Annotated in this window: 14 protein-coding genes, 1 pseudogene and 1 riboswitch; of the genes and pseudogenes, 2 read left to right on the top strand and 13 right to left on the bottom strand. The window is 64.0% G+C overall.

Features of this window, described 5'->3' with window-relative positions; genetic code table 11:
* Positions 1-110: 110 nt before the first annotated feature.
* From thiC to IVA91_RS17815, 6 genes are all read right to left on the bottom strand, one after another.
* Positions 111-2,009 carry a phosphomethylpyrimidine synthase ThiC gene (thiC, locus tag IVA91_RS17840; protein WP_247278420.1) on the bottom strand — a complete coding sequence of 633 codons (1,899 nt, stop codon included), beginning with the start codon at positions 2,007-2,009 and terminating at the stop codon, positions 111-113.
* A gap of 170 nt (positions 2,010-2,179) precedes the next feature.
* Positions 2,180-2,788, bottom strand: a complete 609-nt coding sequence (locus tag IVA91_RS17835; RefSeq protein WP_247278421.1) for a thiamine phosphate synthase — start codon at positions 2,786-2,788, stop codon at positions 2,180-2,182.
* On the bottom strand, positions 2,775-3,557 hold the full coding sequence (locus IVA91_RS17830) for a thiazole synthase (protein WP_247278422.1): 783 nt from the start codon (positions 3,555-3,557) through the stop codon (positions 2,775-2,777). The genes IVA91_RS17835 and IVA91_RS17830 overlap by 14 nt, the downstream gene beginning before the upstream one ends.
* Positions 3,558-3,710: 153 nt before the next feature.
* The gene (gene thiS / locus IVA91_RS17825) at positions 3,711-3,908 is read right to left on the bottom strand and encodes a sulfur carrier protein ThiS (protein ID WP_247278423.1); all 198 of its coding nucleotides are present in this window, start codon (positions 3,906-3,908) and stop codon (positions 3,711-3,713) included.
* On the bottom strand, positions 3,899-4,909 hold the full coding sequence (locus IVA91_RS17820; protein ID WP_247278424.1) for an FAD-dependent oxidoreductase: 1,011 nt from the start codon (positions 4,907-4,909) through the stop codon (positions 3,899-3,901). The genes thiS and IVA91_RS17820 overlap by 10 nt, the downstream gene beginning before the upstream one ends.
* Positions 4,897-5,025, bottom strand: a riboswitch (TPP riboswitch). It overlaps the preceding gene by 13 nt.
* Positions 5,026-5,180: 155 nt before the next feature.
* Positions 5,181-5,759 (bottom strand): lytic transglycosylase domain-containing protein, encoded by a 579-nt coding sequence (locus tag IVA91_RS17815; protein WP_247278425.1) that lies wholly within the window; start codon positions 5,757-5,759, stop codon positions 5,181-5,183.
* Between the two features lie 228 nt (positions 5,760-5,987).
* Here IVA91_RS17815 and IVA91_RS17810 point away from each other — a divergent pair, with 228 nt between their 5' ends.
* Positions 5,988-6,188: a hypothetical protein gene (locus IVA91_RS17810; protein WP_247278426.1), complete on the top strand. Its 201-nt coding sequence runs from the start codon at positions 5,988-5,990 to the stop codon at positions 6,186-6,188.
* A gap of 1 nt (position 6,189) precedes the next feature.
* Here the strand turns inward: IVA91_RS17810 and IVA91_RS17805 are convergent.
* A pseudogene (locus IVA91_RS17805) lies at positions 6,190-6,374 on the bottom strand (two-component sensor histidine kinase); the annotation flags it as partial.
* A 238-nt stretch (positions 6,375-6,612) separates the two neighbouring features.
* On the opposite strand from IVA91_RS17805, the gene IVA91_RS17800 reads away from it, so the two are divergent.
* Positions 6,613-7,137: a PRC-barrel domain-containing protein gene (locus IVA91_RS17800; protein WP_247278427.1), complete on the top strand. Its 525-nt coding sequence runs from the start codon at positions 6,613-6,615 to the stop codon at positions 7,135-7,137.
* Between the two features lie 97 nt (positions 7,138-7,234).
* Here the strand turns inward: IVA91_RS17800 and IVA91_RS17795 are convergent, their stop codons facing one another.
* From IVA91_RS17795 to IVA91_RS17770, 6 genes are all read right to left on the bottom strand, one after another.
* Positions 7,235-8,449, bottom strand: coding sequence for an ABC transporter substrate-binding protein (locus tag IVA91_RS17795; RefSeq protein WP_247278428.1), 1,215 nt, complete (start codon positions 8,447-8,449; stop codon positions 7,235-7,237).
* Positions 8,450-8,607: 158 nt separating this feature from the next.
* Entirely contained in the window at positions 8,608-9,438 is an 831-nt protein-coding gene (locus IVA91_RS17790; protein ID WP_247278429.1) for an ABC transporter permease, read from the bottom strand.
* The gene (locus IVA91_RS17785) at positions 9,435-10,697 is read right to left on the bottom strand and encodes an ABC transporter permease (RefSeq protein WP_247278430.1); all 1,263 of its coding nucleotides are present in this window, start codon (positions 10,695-10,697) and stop codon (positions 9,435-9,437) included. Before IVA91_RS17785 ends, IVA91_RS17790 begins: the two co-directional genes overlap by 4 nt.
* A gap of 280 nt (positions 10,698-10,977) precedes the next feature.
* Positions 10,978-12,036: an ABC transporter substrate-binding protein gene (locus tag IVA91_RS17780; RefSeq protein ID WP_247278431.1), complete on the bottom strand. Its 1,059-nt coding sequence runs from the start codon at positions 12,034-12,036 to the stop codon at positions 10,978-10,980.
* A gap of 75 nt (positions 12,037-12,111) precedes the next feature.
* Positions 12,112-13,221 carry an ABC transporter ATP-binding protein gene (locus IVA91_RS17775; protein ID WP_247278432.1) on the bottom strand — a complete coding sequence of 370 codons (1,110 nt, stop codon included), beginning with the start codon at positions 13,219-13,221 and terminating at the stop codon, positions 12,112-12,114.
* Between the two features lie 114 nt (positions 13,222-13,335).
* The gene (locus tag IVA91_RS17770) at positions 13,336-14,904 is read right to left on the bottom strand and encodes a DUF4403 family protein (RefSeq protein WP_247278433.1); all 1,569 of its coding nucleotides are present in this window, start codon (positions 14,902-14,904) and stop codon (positions 13,336-13,338) included.
* Positions 14,905-15,031 lie beyond the last annotated feature (127 nt).

Here is a 15,031-nt window from a genome sequence, read left to right as displayed (position 1 = left end):
ATCCCGGACGTCACCCTGGCTACGCTGCGCTCTAAAAAGAAGCCGAGCTTTCGCCCGGCTTCTCGCTCCTGATGGATGCTCGAGCAAGCCCGCGCATAACGAGCGGAGAATTACAACACCCGATTACTCTCCTTCACCTTCTCCGCATCCAGATACACGCTCGATCCCATCTCCTTGAACTTCTCGCTCATCTTCGCCATGCCGTCTTCGACCGTGCCGGCCATCGACATCCCCACGCTGTTCGGATCGTTCAGCGTCGCTGCATAATCCCGCACGTCCTGCGTGATCTTCATCGAGCAGAATTTTGGGCCGCACATCGAGCAGAAATGGGCGACCTTGTGGGCTTCCTTGGGCAGGGTCTCGTCGTGGAAGCTCTTTGCGGTGTCCGGATCGAGGCCGAGGTTGAACTGGTCGGTCCAGCGGAATTCGAACCTCGCACGGGAGAGGGCGTCGTCGCGCAGTTGCGCGGCGGGGTGGCCCTTGGCGAGGTCGGCCGCGTGGGCGGCGATCTTGTAGGTGATGACGCCGGTCTTGACGTCGTTGCGATCGGGCAGGCCGAGATGCTCCTTCGGCGTGACGTAGCACAGCATGGCGCAGCCGAACCAGCCGATCATGGCAGCGCCGATGCCTGAAGTGATGTGGTCGTAGCCCGGCGCGATGTCGGTGGTCAGCGGTCCAAGCGTGTAGAATGGCGCCTCGCCGCACTCCTTGAGCTGCTTGTCCATGTTGATCTTGATCTTGTGCATCGGCACGTGGCCGGGGCCTTCGATCATGACCTGGCAGCCCTTGTCCCACGCGATTTTCGTCAGTTCGCCGAGCGTCTCCAACTCGGCAAACTGCGCCCGGTCATTGGCATCCGCGATCGAGCCGGGCCGCAGGCCGTCGCCGAGCGAGAACGAGACGTCATATTTGCGCATGAGGTCGCAGATTTCGTCGAAATGCGTGTAGAGGAAGCTCTCCTTGTGGTGCGCCAGGCACCACTTCGCCATGATCGAGCCGCCGCGGCTGACGATGCCGGTGACGCGGCTGGCGGTGAGATGGATGTATTGCAGGCGCACGCCGGCGTGGATGGTGAAATAGTCGACGCCCTGCTCGCACTGCTCGATCAAGGTGTCCTTGTAGAGCTCCCAGGTCAGCTTGACCGGATCGCCATTGCACTTCTCCAGCGCCTGGTAGATCGGCACGGTGCCGATCGGCACCGGCGAGTTGCGCAAGATCCATTCGCGCGTGGTGTGGATGTTGCGTCCGGTCGAGAGGTCCATCACGGTGTCGGCGCCCCAGCGGATCGCCCACACCATCTTCTCGACCTCTTCCTCGACCGAAGAGGTCACCGCCGAGTTGCCGATATTGGCGTTGATCTTGGTCAGGAAGTTGCGGCCGATTATCATCGGCTCGAGCTCGGAATGGTTGATGTTGCAGGGGATGATGGCGCGGCCGCGCGCGATCTCGTCGCGCACGAACTCCGGCGTGATGAAGGCGGGCACCGATGCGCCAAAGCTCTCGCCGTCGGCGAGCGCGGCGTCCGCGCGCTCGAGCTGTTGTTTGCGCCCGAGATTTTCGCGGGCGGCGACGTAGATCATCTCCTTGGTGATGATGCCGGCGCGGGCGAATTCGAGCTGCGTGATCTTGTGGCCGGGAAGGCCGCGCAGCGGCTTGTGATAGGCCGAGAAGGCGCGCGCGGCCTTGTCGGTGGAGACGCTGCCATTGTCCTCCGGCTTGATCTGGCGCCCGTCATATTCTTCGACGCCGCCGCGCTCCAGCACCCATTGCTTGCGGTTGCGCGCAAGGCCGGCGTTGACGTCGATGGTCACGCTCGGGTCGGTGTAGGGACCCGAGGTGTCGTAGACCGGCAGGTTCGGCTCGCCGGCGCCTTCGGAGAGGATGATCTCGCGCAGGGGCACGCGCAGGTCGGGCGCGGCGTCGGGCGTCGCGAAGATTTTTCGCGAGGAGGGAAGGGGACCGGTGGTGACGGCGGGGACGGTCTTGTCGGGGTTGGAACGGATGTTCATGGGGATTCTCCGGTTAATTCTGTTCTGCGTGCGTTGGCGCGACTGCGGTGAATTCTTGCTCCGTCATTGCGAGGAGCCCTTGCGACGAAGCAATCCAGACCGCCTTCGCGGAAAGTTCCTGGATTGCTTCGCTTCGCTCGCAATGACGGGTGGTGAGAGCGGAGCGATCATCACGCAGCCTCCTTCGACAGGTCGAGCCATTGCCGCACGCGCGCATCCGGGTCGGGATTTTGCGTGACGTCGGAAACCACGGCGATGGAATCCGCGCCTGCGGCAAAAATCTCCGCGGCGTGCTCGAACTTGATGCCGCCGATCGCGACCAGCGGAATATCGCCGATGCGCTTTTTCCATTCGGTGATTTTTGGAATGCCCTGCGGCTCGAAGCGCATCGATTTCAGCGTGGTGAAGAAGATCGGGCCGAGCGCGACGTAGTCGGGTTTGGCTTTGAGCGCGGTCGCAAGCTCGTCGTCGTCATGGGTGGAGATGCCGAGCGACAGCCCGGCCTCGCGGATGGCCTTGAGATCGGCATCCGCCAGATCCTCCTGGCCGAGATGCAGATATTTTGCGCCGGCGACGACCGCGGCGCGCCAATAGTCGTTCACGACCAGCTTGGCCTGCGTGTCCTTGGTGATCGCCAGCGCATCGGTGACGATCTGCAGCGCGTCGGCATCGTTCAGCTCTTTCGCGCGCAGCTGGATGGTGCCGACGCCGAGTTTCGTCAGGCGCTCGACCCATGTGAGGCTGTCGACGACGGGATAGAAAGGATCAGGATACGGCATGCCAGAACGGGGTCCCAACGACAGGGGTGGAGGGGGAGGCGAAGTCGCGGGCGTCCATCAGCCCGGCTTCGTAAGCGGTGCGGCCGGCCTCGACGCCGAGACGGAAGGCGTTGGCCATCGCAACCGGGTCGGCGGCCTTTGCGATCGCGGTGTTGAGCAGCACGGCATCGTAGCCGAGCTCCAGTGCGTGGGCCGCGTGGGAGGGCGCCCCTAAGCCGGCGTCAACCACCAGCGTGGTGTCGGGCAGCCGCTCGCGCAGCAGTTTCAGCGCGTCGCGGTTGGTGATGCCGCGGGCCGAGCCGATGGGGGCTGCCCATGGCATTACCACCTTGCAGCCGGCATCGACCAGGCGGTTGGCGACCGAGAGATCCTCGGTGCAATAGGGGAACACCTCAAAGCCGTCCTTGATCAGGATGCTGGCGGCCTCGACCAGGCCGACGACGTCGGGCTGCAGCGTGTCGTTATCGGCGATCACTTCGAGCTTGATCCAGGACGTGCCGAACAATTCGCGGGCGAGTTTTGCCGTCGTCACCGCCTCGCGCACGCTGCGGCAACCGGCGGTGTTCGGCAGCACGGTGACGTCAAGCTCGCGGATCAGCTTCCAGAACGCGTCTCCGGTCTTGCCGCCGGCGGATTCGCGGCGCAGCGACACGGTGACAATGCTCGCGCCGGAGGCGCGGATCGCGGCCTGCATGATCGCGGGCGAGGGATAGAGCGCGCTGCCGATCAGCAGGCGCGAGGCGAAGGTCTTGCCGTAGAAGGTCACCATGATGAATTCCCCGTCATTCCGGACGGGCCGCGGGACGCGGTCCGATCCGGAATCTCGAAGTTGCGGCGCGAGATTCCGGGTTCACGCTTCGCGTGCCCCGGAATGACGAGCCAAAAAGAGCCGTCGTCGTGAAGAGAGCTCGCCTGCATCACATCACCCTCCCTGCCGCGGCGTGATGATCTCGATCTCGTCGCCGGCTTTCAGCTGCGTCTCCGCCCAGCGGCTTTTCGGCACGACGTCGTAATTGAGCGCGATGGCGAAATGGGTGCCCTCGTAGTCGAGCTCGGTGAGCAGCGCGTCGACGCTGGCCGAGCTCACTTCGCGCTGCTCACCGTTGACGATCACCCGCACTGCATCACCTCATTGTCGATCTGGCCGCGCTGGACATAGGCAAGTGTCAGCTCGGCGAGCGCCGGCGCGAGCAGGAAGCCGTGGCGGTAGAGGCCATTGACGGCGATCTTCTCGCCCCGAATGCCGATGCGCGGCAAATTGTCGGGAAAAGCGGGGCGCAGGCCCGAGCCGAACTCGACGATGCGGGCTTCGCCGAAGGCAGGATGCACCGCATAGGCCGCGCCGAGCAGCTCGAGCGCCGAGCGCACGCTGACGCCGGTGTCCTCAGCCTCGATCGAGGTCGCGCCCAGCATGAACAGATTGTCCTCGCGCGGGATGACATAGAGCGGCCAGCGCGGATGGATCAATCGCACCGGACGCGCAAGGTGCACCTCGTCCGTCTCGATCAGGATCATCTCGCCCTTGACGCCGCGCAGCTCGGGCTGCTCGTCGCGCGCGGAAAGGCCGCGGCAGTCGATCACGATGCCATCGAGCTCGGCGGCGCTGACGCGGCTTTCGAACTTGATGGTGCCGCCGGCGGCGCGGATGCGCTCGTGCAATTTCGGCAGCACGCGGCGCGGCTCGACGTGGCCCTCGCTCGGGAAGAACAGGGCTTCGCGGAAGCGGCCCTCCAGCGACGGCTCCAGCGCGGCAAGACCGGCCGCATCGAGCCGCTCGTGACCCTCCGTCATGCGGGCAAAGCGCTCGAAATCGTTGCGCTCGCGGGGATGGGCGACGACGAGCGAGCCGTTGAACGGCGTTTCCGGCAATTCGCGGCGCCAGATCTCGAGCGAGCGCAGGCCGAGGCGGCTGACGATGGGCTCGGCCACCTCCGCCTCGCAATAGGGCGCGAGCATGCCGCCGGCCCAATGGCTGGTGGCATCGGTCATGGCGGCGTCACCACGCTCGTGTAACGTCACGACATGGCCGGCCTGCGCGAACAGCAAGGCCTGCCAGGCGCCTGCGATGCCTGCGCCGATGATGGATACCGGTGAATCCGGTCGCTTGGTGGTCTGCAACATCCCTGTCCCTTCGCCGGCATGACCCGGATCAGGTTCAAAGGGTCACCGCGGTCCTGGGCGGTATTGCCCATTTAGCGGTATCTCAGCTCCTCCTCGGAGCACCCCTCGGAACGGCTCTAATGTATGCCAGTGACGGGCGGTGTCAACGCGTTAAGCCACACGGCCGTCATTCCGGGGCGATGCAAAGCATCGAACTATGGTGCGCAATTGCGCACCTGAGAATCTCGAGATTCCGGGTTCGGTCCTGCGGACCGCCCCGGAATGACGATCTCTAGTGAGGAACTTGCGCCCGGGCGTTGCGGACGCGCTGGACGAGCTTCCTGGGCGGCGTGGCGCCGAGCATCGGCTGCGGGTTGCCGTTCGGCTCGAGCCAAGTCTCGCCCAAATTGGTCTCGCCAAAATTGGTCTCGCCCATATTGGTCGTGCCCATAGTGGCGACCTGCACGGCCTCCTGCCGCTGCCGCTTTGCCGCATAGTAATAGCCGCCCGCGAAATAACGCACGGCTCGGGCATGGTCGCCGTTGGCAGCGCGATAGGCGCCGGCGAGATATTTGACCGCATAGGTGAGGTTGGTGTTGGGATCGCGCAGGCCTGCGGCATCGCCGGTGTAGCCGACGCCGCGGGCGGTCGCGAGCTTGATCTGCATCAGCCCGATGGTGCCGCCGCGGCCGACCAGGCCGGGCTGATAGCGGCTCTCGCGCATGATCACGCGGTGGACCAGCGCCTCCGGCACGCCGTTGGCGCGGGCATGGGCTGCGACCATCTCGGCGTATTCAGCTTGGCCGGCGAATGCGCCCTGCGGCAAAATCAGTGCGGTTGCGAGCAGCGCGGCAACGCGTAAAATTTTCATCGAAATATTCCTTGGCAGAACGGACCTGCACCCATGCGGGTTAGGCCGTGGGAACACGGCGATGATGTGGCGAAACGCCGCCTTCGGCGATTTTCGTTGGGCCGTCGCTTTTACGACTCAAACTCACGTTAAGCTTGGAGCTGGCAGAGCGCCTTACGCGACAGCTGGTCTGTCCATTCGTGTCTCCGCCCAAAAATCGCTTTCAAAACAGCATTCGGGAGGACGTCCATGACCCCGCGAGACATCGACGACATTCCCACGCAGAACCCCTGTGCACAGTGCGGCACGCCGATTCCGTTCCCGGACTGGATCGAGCCGGGCGAAGGCCGCGTTTCCTATCTCTGGAATTGCCACGCCTGCGGCTACCGCTTCGAGGCGGTGGCGATCTTCGATGAGCACGCCATCAAGCACCCGCCGCTCGCGGCTTGAGCTACGCCGCCAGCAGCGGCTCCTGCCACACCGGCAATTGCATCCGCACGATCAAGCCATGCGGCTCGCGGTCATGCAGTGACAACTCGCGGCCATGGGCGAGCGCGATTGACGGGCCAAGCCCGAAGCCGTTGGCGCGTCCATGGTGGAGGCGTCGTCGCCGCGCACGAACGGCTCCAGCATCTTGCCCGCCGGAGGATGCTTCTGCGGATTCGTCGTCCACGACGGATTCGACCAGCAGCACGTCGACCGGCGCGCATGATCGTCGGAACGGTGCGCCGCAATATGTTCCTGGGTGACGCAGGAACATGCCCTGGGCGCTTTTCGGCTCGCGCATCGCGCGACGAAATTGCCGCCCGCACGGAACTGGGCGTGATCAGCGCTGTTTTCTCCGCACAAGGTTTCTGTCGAAGGAGAGGACAACATGATGAAGTCGATCGTTGCCGGGCTTGCCGGCACAGCACTGCTCGCGACCGCTGCGTTCGCGCAAACGCCGCCCGCCACCACCGACAAGGCGCCGACCGCGGCCGCCGCCACGACGACGAGCGCGTCCGACCAGTGGCGCGTGTCGAAAATGTCGGGCGTCAAGGTCTATAACGAGGCTAACGAGAACATCGGCTCGATCAACGACCTCTTGATGGACAAGAGCGGTAACATCAAGATTGCCGTGATCGGCGTCGGCGGCTTCCTCGGCATGGGCGAGCATCTGGTCGCGGTGCCCTATGAGAAGCTGAAGTTCGTCAACGAGGCCGTCGCCTACTCCGGCACAGGAGCCACCAACCCGCCCGGCCGGCCGGCTGCGACCACGACGACTGGCGCAGCCACCGGCACCGACAAGACCGCGACGACCACGACCTCGTCGGCGTCGAAATGGTATCCGGACCACGCCGTGTTCAACGCCAGCAAGGACGAGCTGAAGAACATGCCGGAGTTCAAGTACACGGAGTAATGAACTTCTAAACGCCTCAACGAAGCGCGCCCGGTTTTCCCGGGCGCGCTGTCGTGTCTTTTCGTCATTGCGGCGAACTTGCGTATGACGACGCAGTTCAATGCCCCTTCACCAGAGGGCAGCCGCCCTTGTCGAGCGGACGGAAAGCCTCGTCGCCGGGCACGGTGGCGATCAGCTTGTAGAGGTCCCACTCGCCCTTGGATTCCTCGGGCTTCTTGACCTCGAACAGATACATGTCGTGGACCATGCGGCCGTCGATGCGGATCTTGCCACCTTTGGCGAAGAAGTCGTTGATCGGTGTCTTGCGCATCTCCTCCATCACCTTCGGCGCCTCGTCGGACTTGATGGCGTCGATCGCCTTCAAATAGTGCATGGCTGCCGAGTAGAGGCCGGCCTGGATCATCGTCGGCATGTGGCCGACCTTCTCGTTGAAGCGCTTGGAAAAGGCGCGCGTCTCCTCGTTCATGTCCCAGTAGAAGGCGTCGGTGACGATCAGGCCTTGGGTCGCCTTGATGCCGAGCGAATGCGTGTCGGTGATCTCCTGCAACAGCGCGATCATTTTCTGGCCGCCCTGGGTCAGGCCGAACTCGGAAGCCTGCTTCAAGGCGTTGGTGGTGTCGCCGCCGGCATTCGCCAGCGCGACCACCTTGGCCTTGGAGGCCTGGGCCTGGAGCAGGAAGGAGGAGAAGTCCGACGAGTTGAGCGGATGGCGGACCTCGCCGAGCACCTTGCCGCCGCTCTCCTTCACCACGTTGGCGGCGTCGCGCTGGAGCGCCATGCCGAAGGCGTAGTCGGCGGTGACGAAGAACCAGCTGTCCTCGCCGCGCTTGACCATCGCCTTGCCGGCGACGTTCGACAGCGCATAGGTGTCGTAGGTCCAGTGCACCGTGTTGGGCGAGCAGGCGGTGCCGGTGATGTCGGACGAGCCGCCGCCGGAATTGATGTGGATCTTGTTCTTCTCGCGTGTCAGCGCCGAGACCGGCAGCGCCACCGAGGACGTCGGCACGTCGAAGATCGCGTCGACCTTGTCGTTGTCGTACCAGTTGCGGGCGATGTTGACGCCGACGTCGGGCTTGTTCTGGTGATCGGCGGCGACGACCTGAACCGGCTTGCCCGCAACCTTGCCGCCGTAATCAGCGACCGCCATCTCGACCGCGGCGAGCGAGCCCTTGCCGGTCGCGTCCGCATAGAGGCTCGACATGTCCGTGAGCACGCCGATCTTGACGATGTCATCGGAAATCTGGGCCTGTGCGGTGCTGCATGTTGCGGCAAGCGTGAAGCCCGCTGCGACCGCGGCGATGAGTTTTTGCACGTTCTTTCTCCCTGCGTGTTGTTGTTTGGGTGTTGTTGCGCGCCTGTTCTAGCCGCAATCGGCACCGCCGGCTAAGCCAGGAGCGCCGTAGCGGAATGCAAAAAGGCGGGGGCTGAGCGGGGAATAGGGAATTCTTCGAGATCGCTTGGCGACGCCGGTCAGGCGCTGCTGCTCTTGAGCCGTTCGTTGCGCCGACGCAAGCCTTCCAGGGTAGCGAGGAGGATGACCGATACCGCCGTCAGCACCACCGCCGCTGCCGTGATCGTGGGACTGATGTTCTCGCGGATGCCGGCGAACATCTCGCGCGGCAGGGTGCGCTGCTCGGGACCTGCCATGAACAGCACGATCACCACCTCATCAAAGCTGGTCGCGAAGGCGAACAGCGCACCCGACGCCAGGCCGGGCAGGATCAGCGGCAGGATCACGCGGCGAAACGCTTGAAGCGGCGAGGCGCCGAGTGAGGCGGCGGCGCGCGCCAGGTTGGTGTCGAAGCTTTGCAGCGTCGCGCCGACCGTGATCACCACAAACGGCGTCGCCAGCGCCGTATGGGCCAGGATCAAGCCGAGATAGCTGCCGGTCAGTCCGATCGGCGCGAAGAAGAAATACAGGCCGACCGCGGTGATGACGCCGGGTACCACGACCGGCGACAGCACGAAGGCCAGCACGAGCGGCTTGAACCGGCTCCTCCACTGCGCCAGTCCCAGGGCGGCCAATGTGCCGAGCACCATGGATAGCACGGTCGAAGCGACGCCTATGATCATGCTGTTCTTGAGCGAATTCATCCAGCGCGGCGAATTGATGAAATCGTCGTACCAGCGCAAGGAGAGGCCGGGCAGCGGATAGGTCAAGTAGGAGCCTGAGCTGAAGGACAGCGGCATGATCGCCAGGATTGGCGCGATCAGGAAGATGAACACCAGCGTGGAGACAATGATTGTCGCGGTCCACGCGATGCGCTGGCTGGTCGTGCGGAGGAGGGAATTGTCGCTCAATTCTTCATTCCTCCCGTAACCTGCTGGCCATGCACCAGCTTTCCGTAGACGAGAGCGAGCAGAAGAGTGACCAGCAGCAGCACCGCGCCCAACGCCGAGGCAAGGCCCCAATTGGCCGTCTCGGTCGTGTAGAGCGCGATGAAGTAGCTGATCATCTGATCGGCGGCGCCGCCGACGAGGGCCGGCGTGATGTAATAGCCGAGCGCCAGGATGAAGACGAGCAGGCTTCCCGCGCCGATGCCGGGCAGGGTCTGCGGCAGGTAGATGCGCAGGAAAGCGGTCAGCGGTGGCGCACCAAGCGAAGCGGCGGCACGCATGTAAGCAGGCGAGATCGCCTTCATGCTGCTGTACAGCGGCAGGATCATGAACGGCAGGAGAACGTGGGTCATCGCCACGCAGACACCGAAGCGGTTGTAGATCAGGCGCAACGGCTCGTCGATGATGCCAATCCAGTGCAGGCTGTCGTTCACGACGCCCTTGCTCTGCAACAGCACGATCCAGGCGCAGGTGCGGACCAGAAGCGAAGTCCAGAACGGTAGCAGGACGAAGATCATCAGCAGGTTCGACCGGCCGGGCGGCAGCGTCGCCAGCAGGTAGGCGACCGGGAAGCCGAGGATCAGGCAGAGTGCCGTGACGCTGATGCTGATGAGGAAGGTGCGGGCGAAAACATCGCGGTAAATGGCCTGATCCGGCGGGGCCGCGACGATCGCGCCGTCCGCGTTTCGCGTCAGGTCGAGCGCCGCCAGAAGGTAGAAGCCGGTCACCGGACCGCTGGCGTCCTTGATCGTCGTCCAGGTGGCGCGTTCGCGCCAGGCCGGATTGATCTTGCCCAGCGTCTCCTTGGCCGTGCCGGGCTCCGGCACCGCCTTCAGATTGCGTGCCGTGCTGGTCAGGATCGTGCGGAAGCCATTCAATGCGTAGTTCAGCCGCTTGGCCGCAATGGCGATGGTGCCGGAGGCGCGCGCCGCCAGGATGTCGCTGGCCAGCGCCGCATAAGCCATTTCGTCTGGCAGGTCCCTGCCATCCCAACTGGCCAGAGCAGCTACCGTGTGGGGGAAGACCTGGCGCACCTCGCTGTCCTCGACCGAGCGCCACAACATGCCGACGATGGGCCCGGCGAACGTGAAGAGCAGGAAGACGAGAAGCGGTGCCACCAGCGCCAATGCCTTGACCTGCCGTGTCCGCTCAGCACGCCTCAGCCGGCGCTTGAGCGGCACCTCGGTCGACGCATTGGCGCCGGTCAGGAGCGCATCCGTCACGGCAAGAGCCCCTTTGAACGGATATCCCTCGCTAATTTGGGTAGGTCAATCGCATGTGGCCTTTTGGAGCGGCCGGTGCAAGCGCCTTGTCCTTCGAGACGACCGCTTCGCGGTCTCCTCAGGATGAGGCTTATTGACATAGGTGCCTGTAAGGTCGCTGCCACAGACTCAGACCTCATCCTGAGGGCCCGCCGTGGGCGGGCGTCTCGAAGGATGCGCCACGGGCGAGTTGTCCGCCACGCACCCTCTACCTGCTGCGTAAGTCGGTTGCCGCCGCGCGCTACTTCGCCGCCCATTTGTTGAAGCGCTCGGTCAGGCGGTCGATGTTCTCGAGCCAGAAGGCAACGTTGATCTCGACCGCGTTCTTGATGTTGTCAGACGCCGTCGGCAGGTCCTTCAGAACGGCGGGCTGTAGCCGCGCGGCTGCGTCCTTGTTCGAGGTGCCGTAAGCAATGTTCTCCGACAATTTTGATTGGTTCTCCGCCTTGCCGACGAAGTCCAGGAACTTGTAGGCGGCGTCCTTGTTCGGGCTCCCCTTCAGGATGACCCAGCTGTCGAGAGTGAAGAGCGCTCCGTCCCACACCATGCCAAAGTTCTTCTTCTCGTTCTTGTTCGCGGTGTCGATGCGGCCATTGTAGACCGAGGTCATCGCCACCTCGCCGGACGCGAGCAATTGCGGCGGCTGGGCGCCGGCTTTCCACCAGACGAGGTCGCCCTTGATCGTGTCCAACTTCTTGAAGGCGCGATCGATGCCCTCGTCGGTCGCCAGCACCTTGTAGACGTCCTTCGGTGCGACGCCGTCGGCCATGAGAGCGATCTCCAGCGTGGTCTTCGGGCCCTGGCGCAAGGCGCGTTTGCCGGGAATCTTCTTGGTATCGAAGAAGTCGGCCCAGCCTTTCGGCACCTCCTTCAGCTTGTCCTTGTCGTAGCCGAGAACGAAATCATAAAGGATCGCGCCGACGCCGCAGGGATTGACCGCCGGTGGGATATAGGCGGACTCGCCGCCGATCCTGGAATAATCCAACTTCTCGAACAGGCCTTCCTCGCAGCCGACCGCGAGTTCGTCGCTTTCGACCTGGACCACATCCCATGTGGCGGCGCCCCCCTGCACCTTGGCGCGCAGCACCCCGATGCCGCCGTCCCAGGACTCGTCGTTCATCGCAATCCCGGCCGCCTTCTTGAAAGGCTCGAAATAGACTTTCTTCTGGGCATCCTGATATGCGCCACCCCACGACACGACGGTGAGGTCACGCGCCTGCGACATTGTCGTCAGCGCGGCGCTGGCGGTGAGCGCCGCGGCGAAACCCAAGGCAATCTTGCCAATCTTGCGGTTCAGCATGGTCCTTGTTCCTTCTTCATGTGAGTTGCATTGAGATGCCCGACCGCTTGTTTTGGATGAAGGCTGCAGGGTGGATCAGACGGGATCGAGGGCCAGGCAGTCCTCCGGCCGAAAGGTGATCGACACACTTTCGCCTTGTCTCAGACTGTGATGCGCCACGGGCTGAAGCTTGACCATGAACTCCGAATTGCCGGCGACATCGAGCACAGCCAGCGCGTGATCGCCGAGATAGATGGTGCTCTGCACCTTGGCCGGCAGGCGGTTCGGTCCGTCACTGGAGGTGCCATCCGGGACAATGGAGATCCGCTCCGGCCGCACCGACAGGGAAGTCGATGCGCCTGCGCGTGATACATTGACCGCCCGCGCGGTCACGGCGCCGCCACCGGCCAACGCGACGCGGCAATATTCATTTTCGATCGTTTCGACAGTGCCAGCCAGCACATTGTTCTCGCCGATGAAGTGGGCGACGAAGCTGTTCACCGGATTCTCGTAAAGCGAGTCGGGCGTATCGATCTGCTGCACAATGCCGTCGTTGAATACGGCGATACGATCCGACATCGTGAGCGCTTCACTCTGATCGTGGGTCACGTAGACGATCGTGATGCCCATTGTCTCGTGAAGTTGCTTGATCTCCAGCTGCATCTGTTCCCGCAGGCGCTTGTCCAGCGCGCCCAAGGGCTCGTCCATCAGCACGAGTTGCGGATTGAAGACCAGCGCACGGGCCAGTGCGACGCGTTGCTGCTGACCGCCGGACAACTGCCCGGGCCGTCGGTGCGCCAGGCTTTCCATCTTGATCATGCGCAACGCCGCGCCGACGCGCTCCTGCGCTTCCGCCTTGTTGATTTTGCGAACGGATAGCGGGAAGGCGATATTCTCCGCAATCGTCAGATGCGGAAACAAGGCATAGTTCTGGAATACCATGCCGATGTCGCGCTTATGCGGCGGCACGTTCTTGATCGGCCGGTCAGCGAGGTAGATCTCGCCATGGGTCGGAACCTCGAAGCCAGCGAGCATCATCAGCGTGGTCGTCTTGCCCGAGCCCGACGGGCCGAGCAGGGTAATGAACTCGCCCTTCTTGATCTCGAGGTCGAGGTTCTTCACCACGAGGTGCTCGCCATCGTAGGTCTTCTGAATGCCTGAAAAGCGTACCAGTGCCGGCGCAGGCGTGACCATGCCGGCTTCCATGTCGTCCTCGCGTTATCAGCTACGATGCTGTCAGCGCCTCGTTCGAGCTTGCGAGGAACAGCTTAGCATCCTCCGATGAGAATGCCAGCGGTGCAAGCGACGAGCGAAGGCGGGCTACATCCCCGACAGCTTGGTCACAACCACCTTCAGCGAGCCGCCGGCTTCGGCGACGACGCGCAGGGTCTTGGAATCGAAGGCGATGTCGGCAAGCGTCAGGCTGTCGATCTTGGCTTCGACCTTGAGGCCATCCTCGCTCTTCTGGTAGTCGGCGATCGCGGCTGCGATCTTCTCGCGGGCGTTGGCGGCGATCGGCTTCAGGTCGAGCGTCGCCTTCTGCAGCAGGGCCTGTTGCATCTGCGGCACCACGGCACGCGCCGCGGCTCCTAACAGACCGAACGCCGCCTCGGATTCCACCGCGAGCTGGATGTCGGCGAGCCGCAGCGTTTGCTGCGCCTGGTCGAGCATCGGCCGGCCCCAGATGTGCACGGTCGCCTCGGCGCCGAGGCCGAACCAGCTCTTCTTCTCCTTGGCGCGCACCAGCAGCGAGATCAGCAGGCGGTCGCCCGAGGGGGTCACGTTGACGGTCTTGACAGTGACGTCGACCGGGCCGGAGCCGTCCTCGGGATAGGTATGGCCGACCATCTGCGCCGCGATCAGCTTGTTGATCTCGGTGAAGGGCACGTCGATCGGCACGCCGATGTTCACGCCCGTGCCGGTCGGCGGCACGATCGAGATCTTGTCGGGAAACGGACACTCCGGCTTGGTCGGCGTCGAGGTCACGCGTGTCTCGGCCTCGAGGCCGAGCAGCAGCGTCACGGCCTGTGCATCGACGCGCGGCTGCGCCGCGATTGCGCGCACCGGCTTCATCTCGAGCCAGAGCGGCGGCAGTGCGGCCGATGAGCCCGAGCCTTGCAGCGAGATCGAGCGGCACGCCTTGGCCCATTGCACCCTGGCATTCTCCCGCAGCGAGGGATCGTTGCGGATGCGCTCGGAGACGGCGTTGATCTGCTCGCCGACATTCTTGTCGATCAATGGCTTCACCTGCGCCGGCACGTTGACCTTGGCGCCCGCGACGGCAACGTTGGTGTCGCCGAGGTTAACCTGGGCGCCGAGATTGGGCTCGAGATACCAGTTGGCCGCGAGCTTCGGGCGCGAGGTGACGACCACGTTGCCCTTGATCTCGGCGCTGGCGTTCAGGTTCTTGATGTTGACCGCGCCGATCCGTTTCGCGGCGTCGCCGCCGAGCACACTGCCGAGCGCGTCGCCAAGCGCGCCGGTGGCCTTCGAGGACAGCGATCCCGTCACGTTCAGCCTGCCGGTGAGCGGCGTCGACAGCGTCAGCACGTCCTTGTCGCCTGTTGCCGCCATCGGTCCGCGCGCCGCCGTCCATCCGATGTCGGCGTTCTCCAGGATCTGCGAGATCGGGTTGTCGGCCTTTCCTGCGAAATTGCGCGGCGAAGCCTTCTCGGCCTGCTCGCGGATCACCGACAGCGCGATCGCGACCGGCGCGATCACGATGGAACTCTTCGAGGCCGGCGGCAACGGCGGCAGTTGCGCGACCGTCGGCGCCGAATTGGTCACGCGCGGCGACAGCAAGTCCATTGCCTTCAGGCTGATGAAGAACGACGCCGCGAGCACTGCGACGGCGATCAGGATCGTCTTCAGATTCAACGTCAGTCGCATCAATCCCCCAAGCCGCCCCGACGGGGGTTTTACAGGGCTGGCGCGGAGGGCGCTAGAGCGCACAGGTGGGGTGGAATTGGGGCGAACAGGTTAACGGCTGCGAACGCCCCGTTGCCGCGCGTTCAAA

The organism is Bradyrhizobium sp. 153 (assembly GCF_023073835.1).
GTDB lineage: Bacteria > Pseudomonadota > Alphaproteobacteria > Rhizobiales > Xanthobacteraceae > Bradyrhizobium.
The sequence above is the reverse complement of the archived record's forward strand: the minus strand, read 5'-3'. Positions and strand labels throughout refer to the sequence as shown.

Excerpts from the sequence above, each read along its gene's own strand:
- IVA91_RS17815 (WP_247278425.1), bottom strand. The coding sequence starts at position 5,759 with ATGAAAATTTTACGCGTTGCCGCGCTGCTCGCAACCGCACTGATTTTG.
- IVA91_RS17835 (WP_247278421.1), bottom strand. The coding sequence starts at position 2,788 with ATGCCGTATCCTGATCCTTTCTATCCCGTCGTCGACAGCCTCACATGG.
- IVA91_RS17780 (WP_247278431.1), bottom strand. The coding sequence starts at position 12,036 with ATGCTGAACCGCAAGATTGGCAAGATTGCCTTGGGTTTCGCCGCGGCG.
- IVA91_RS17830 (WP_247278422.1), bottom strand. The coding sequence starts at position 3,557 with ATGGTGACCTTCTACGGCAAGACCTTCGCCTCGCGCCTGCTGATCGGC.
- thiC (WP_247278420.1), bottom strand. The coding sequence starts at position 2,009 with ATGAACATCCGTTCCAACCCCGACAAGACCGTCCCCGCCGTCACCACC.
- IVA91_RS17820 (WP_247278424.1), bottom strand. The coding sequence starts at position 4,909 with ATGTTGCAGACCACCAAGCGACCGGATTCACCGGTATCCATCATCGGC.
- IVA91_RS17800 (WP_247278427.1), top strand. The coding sequence starts at position 6,613 with ATGATGAAGTCGATCGTTGCCGGGCTTGCCGGCACAGCACTGCTCGCG.
- IVA91_RS17810 (WP_247278426.1), top strand. The coding sequence starts at position 5,988 with ATGACCCCGCGAGACATCGACGACATTCCCACGCAGAACCCCTGTGCA.
- IVA91_RS17775 (WP_247278432.1), bottom strand. The coding sequence starts at position 13,221 with ATGGAAGCCGGCATGGTCACGCCTGCGCCGGCACTGGTACGCTTTTCA.
- IVA91_RS17770 (WP_247278433.1), bottom strand. The coding sequence starts at position 14,904 with ATGCGACTGACGTTGAATCTGAAGACGATCCTGATCGCCGTCGCAGTG.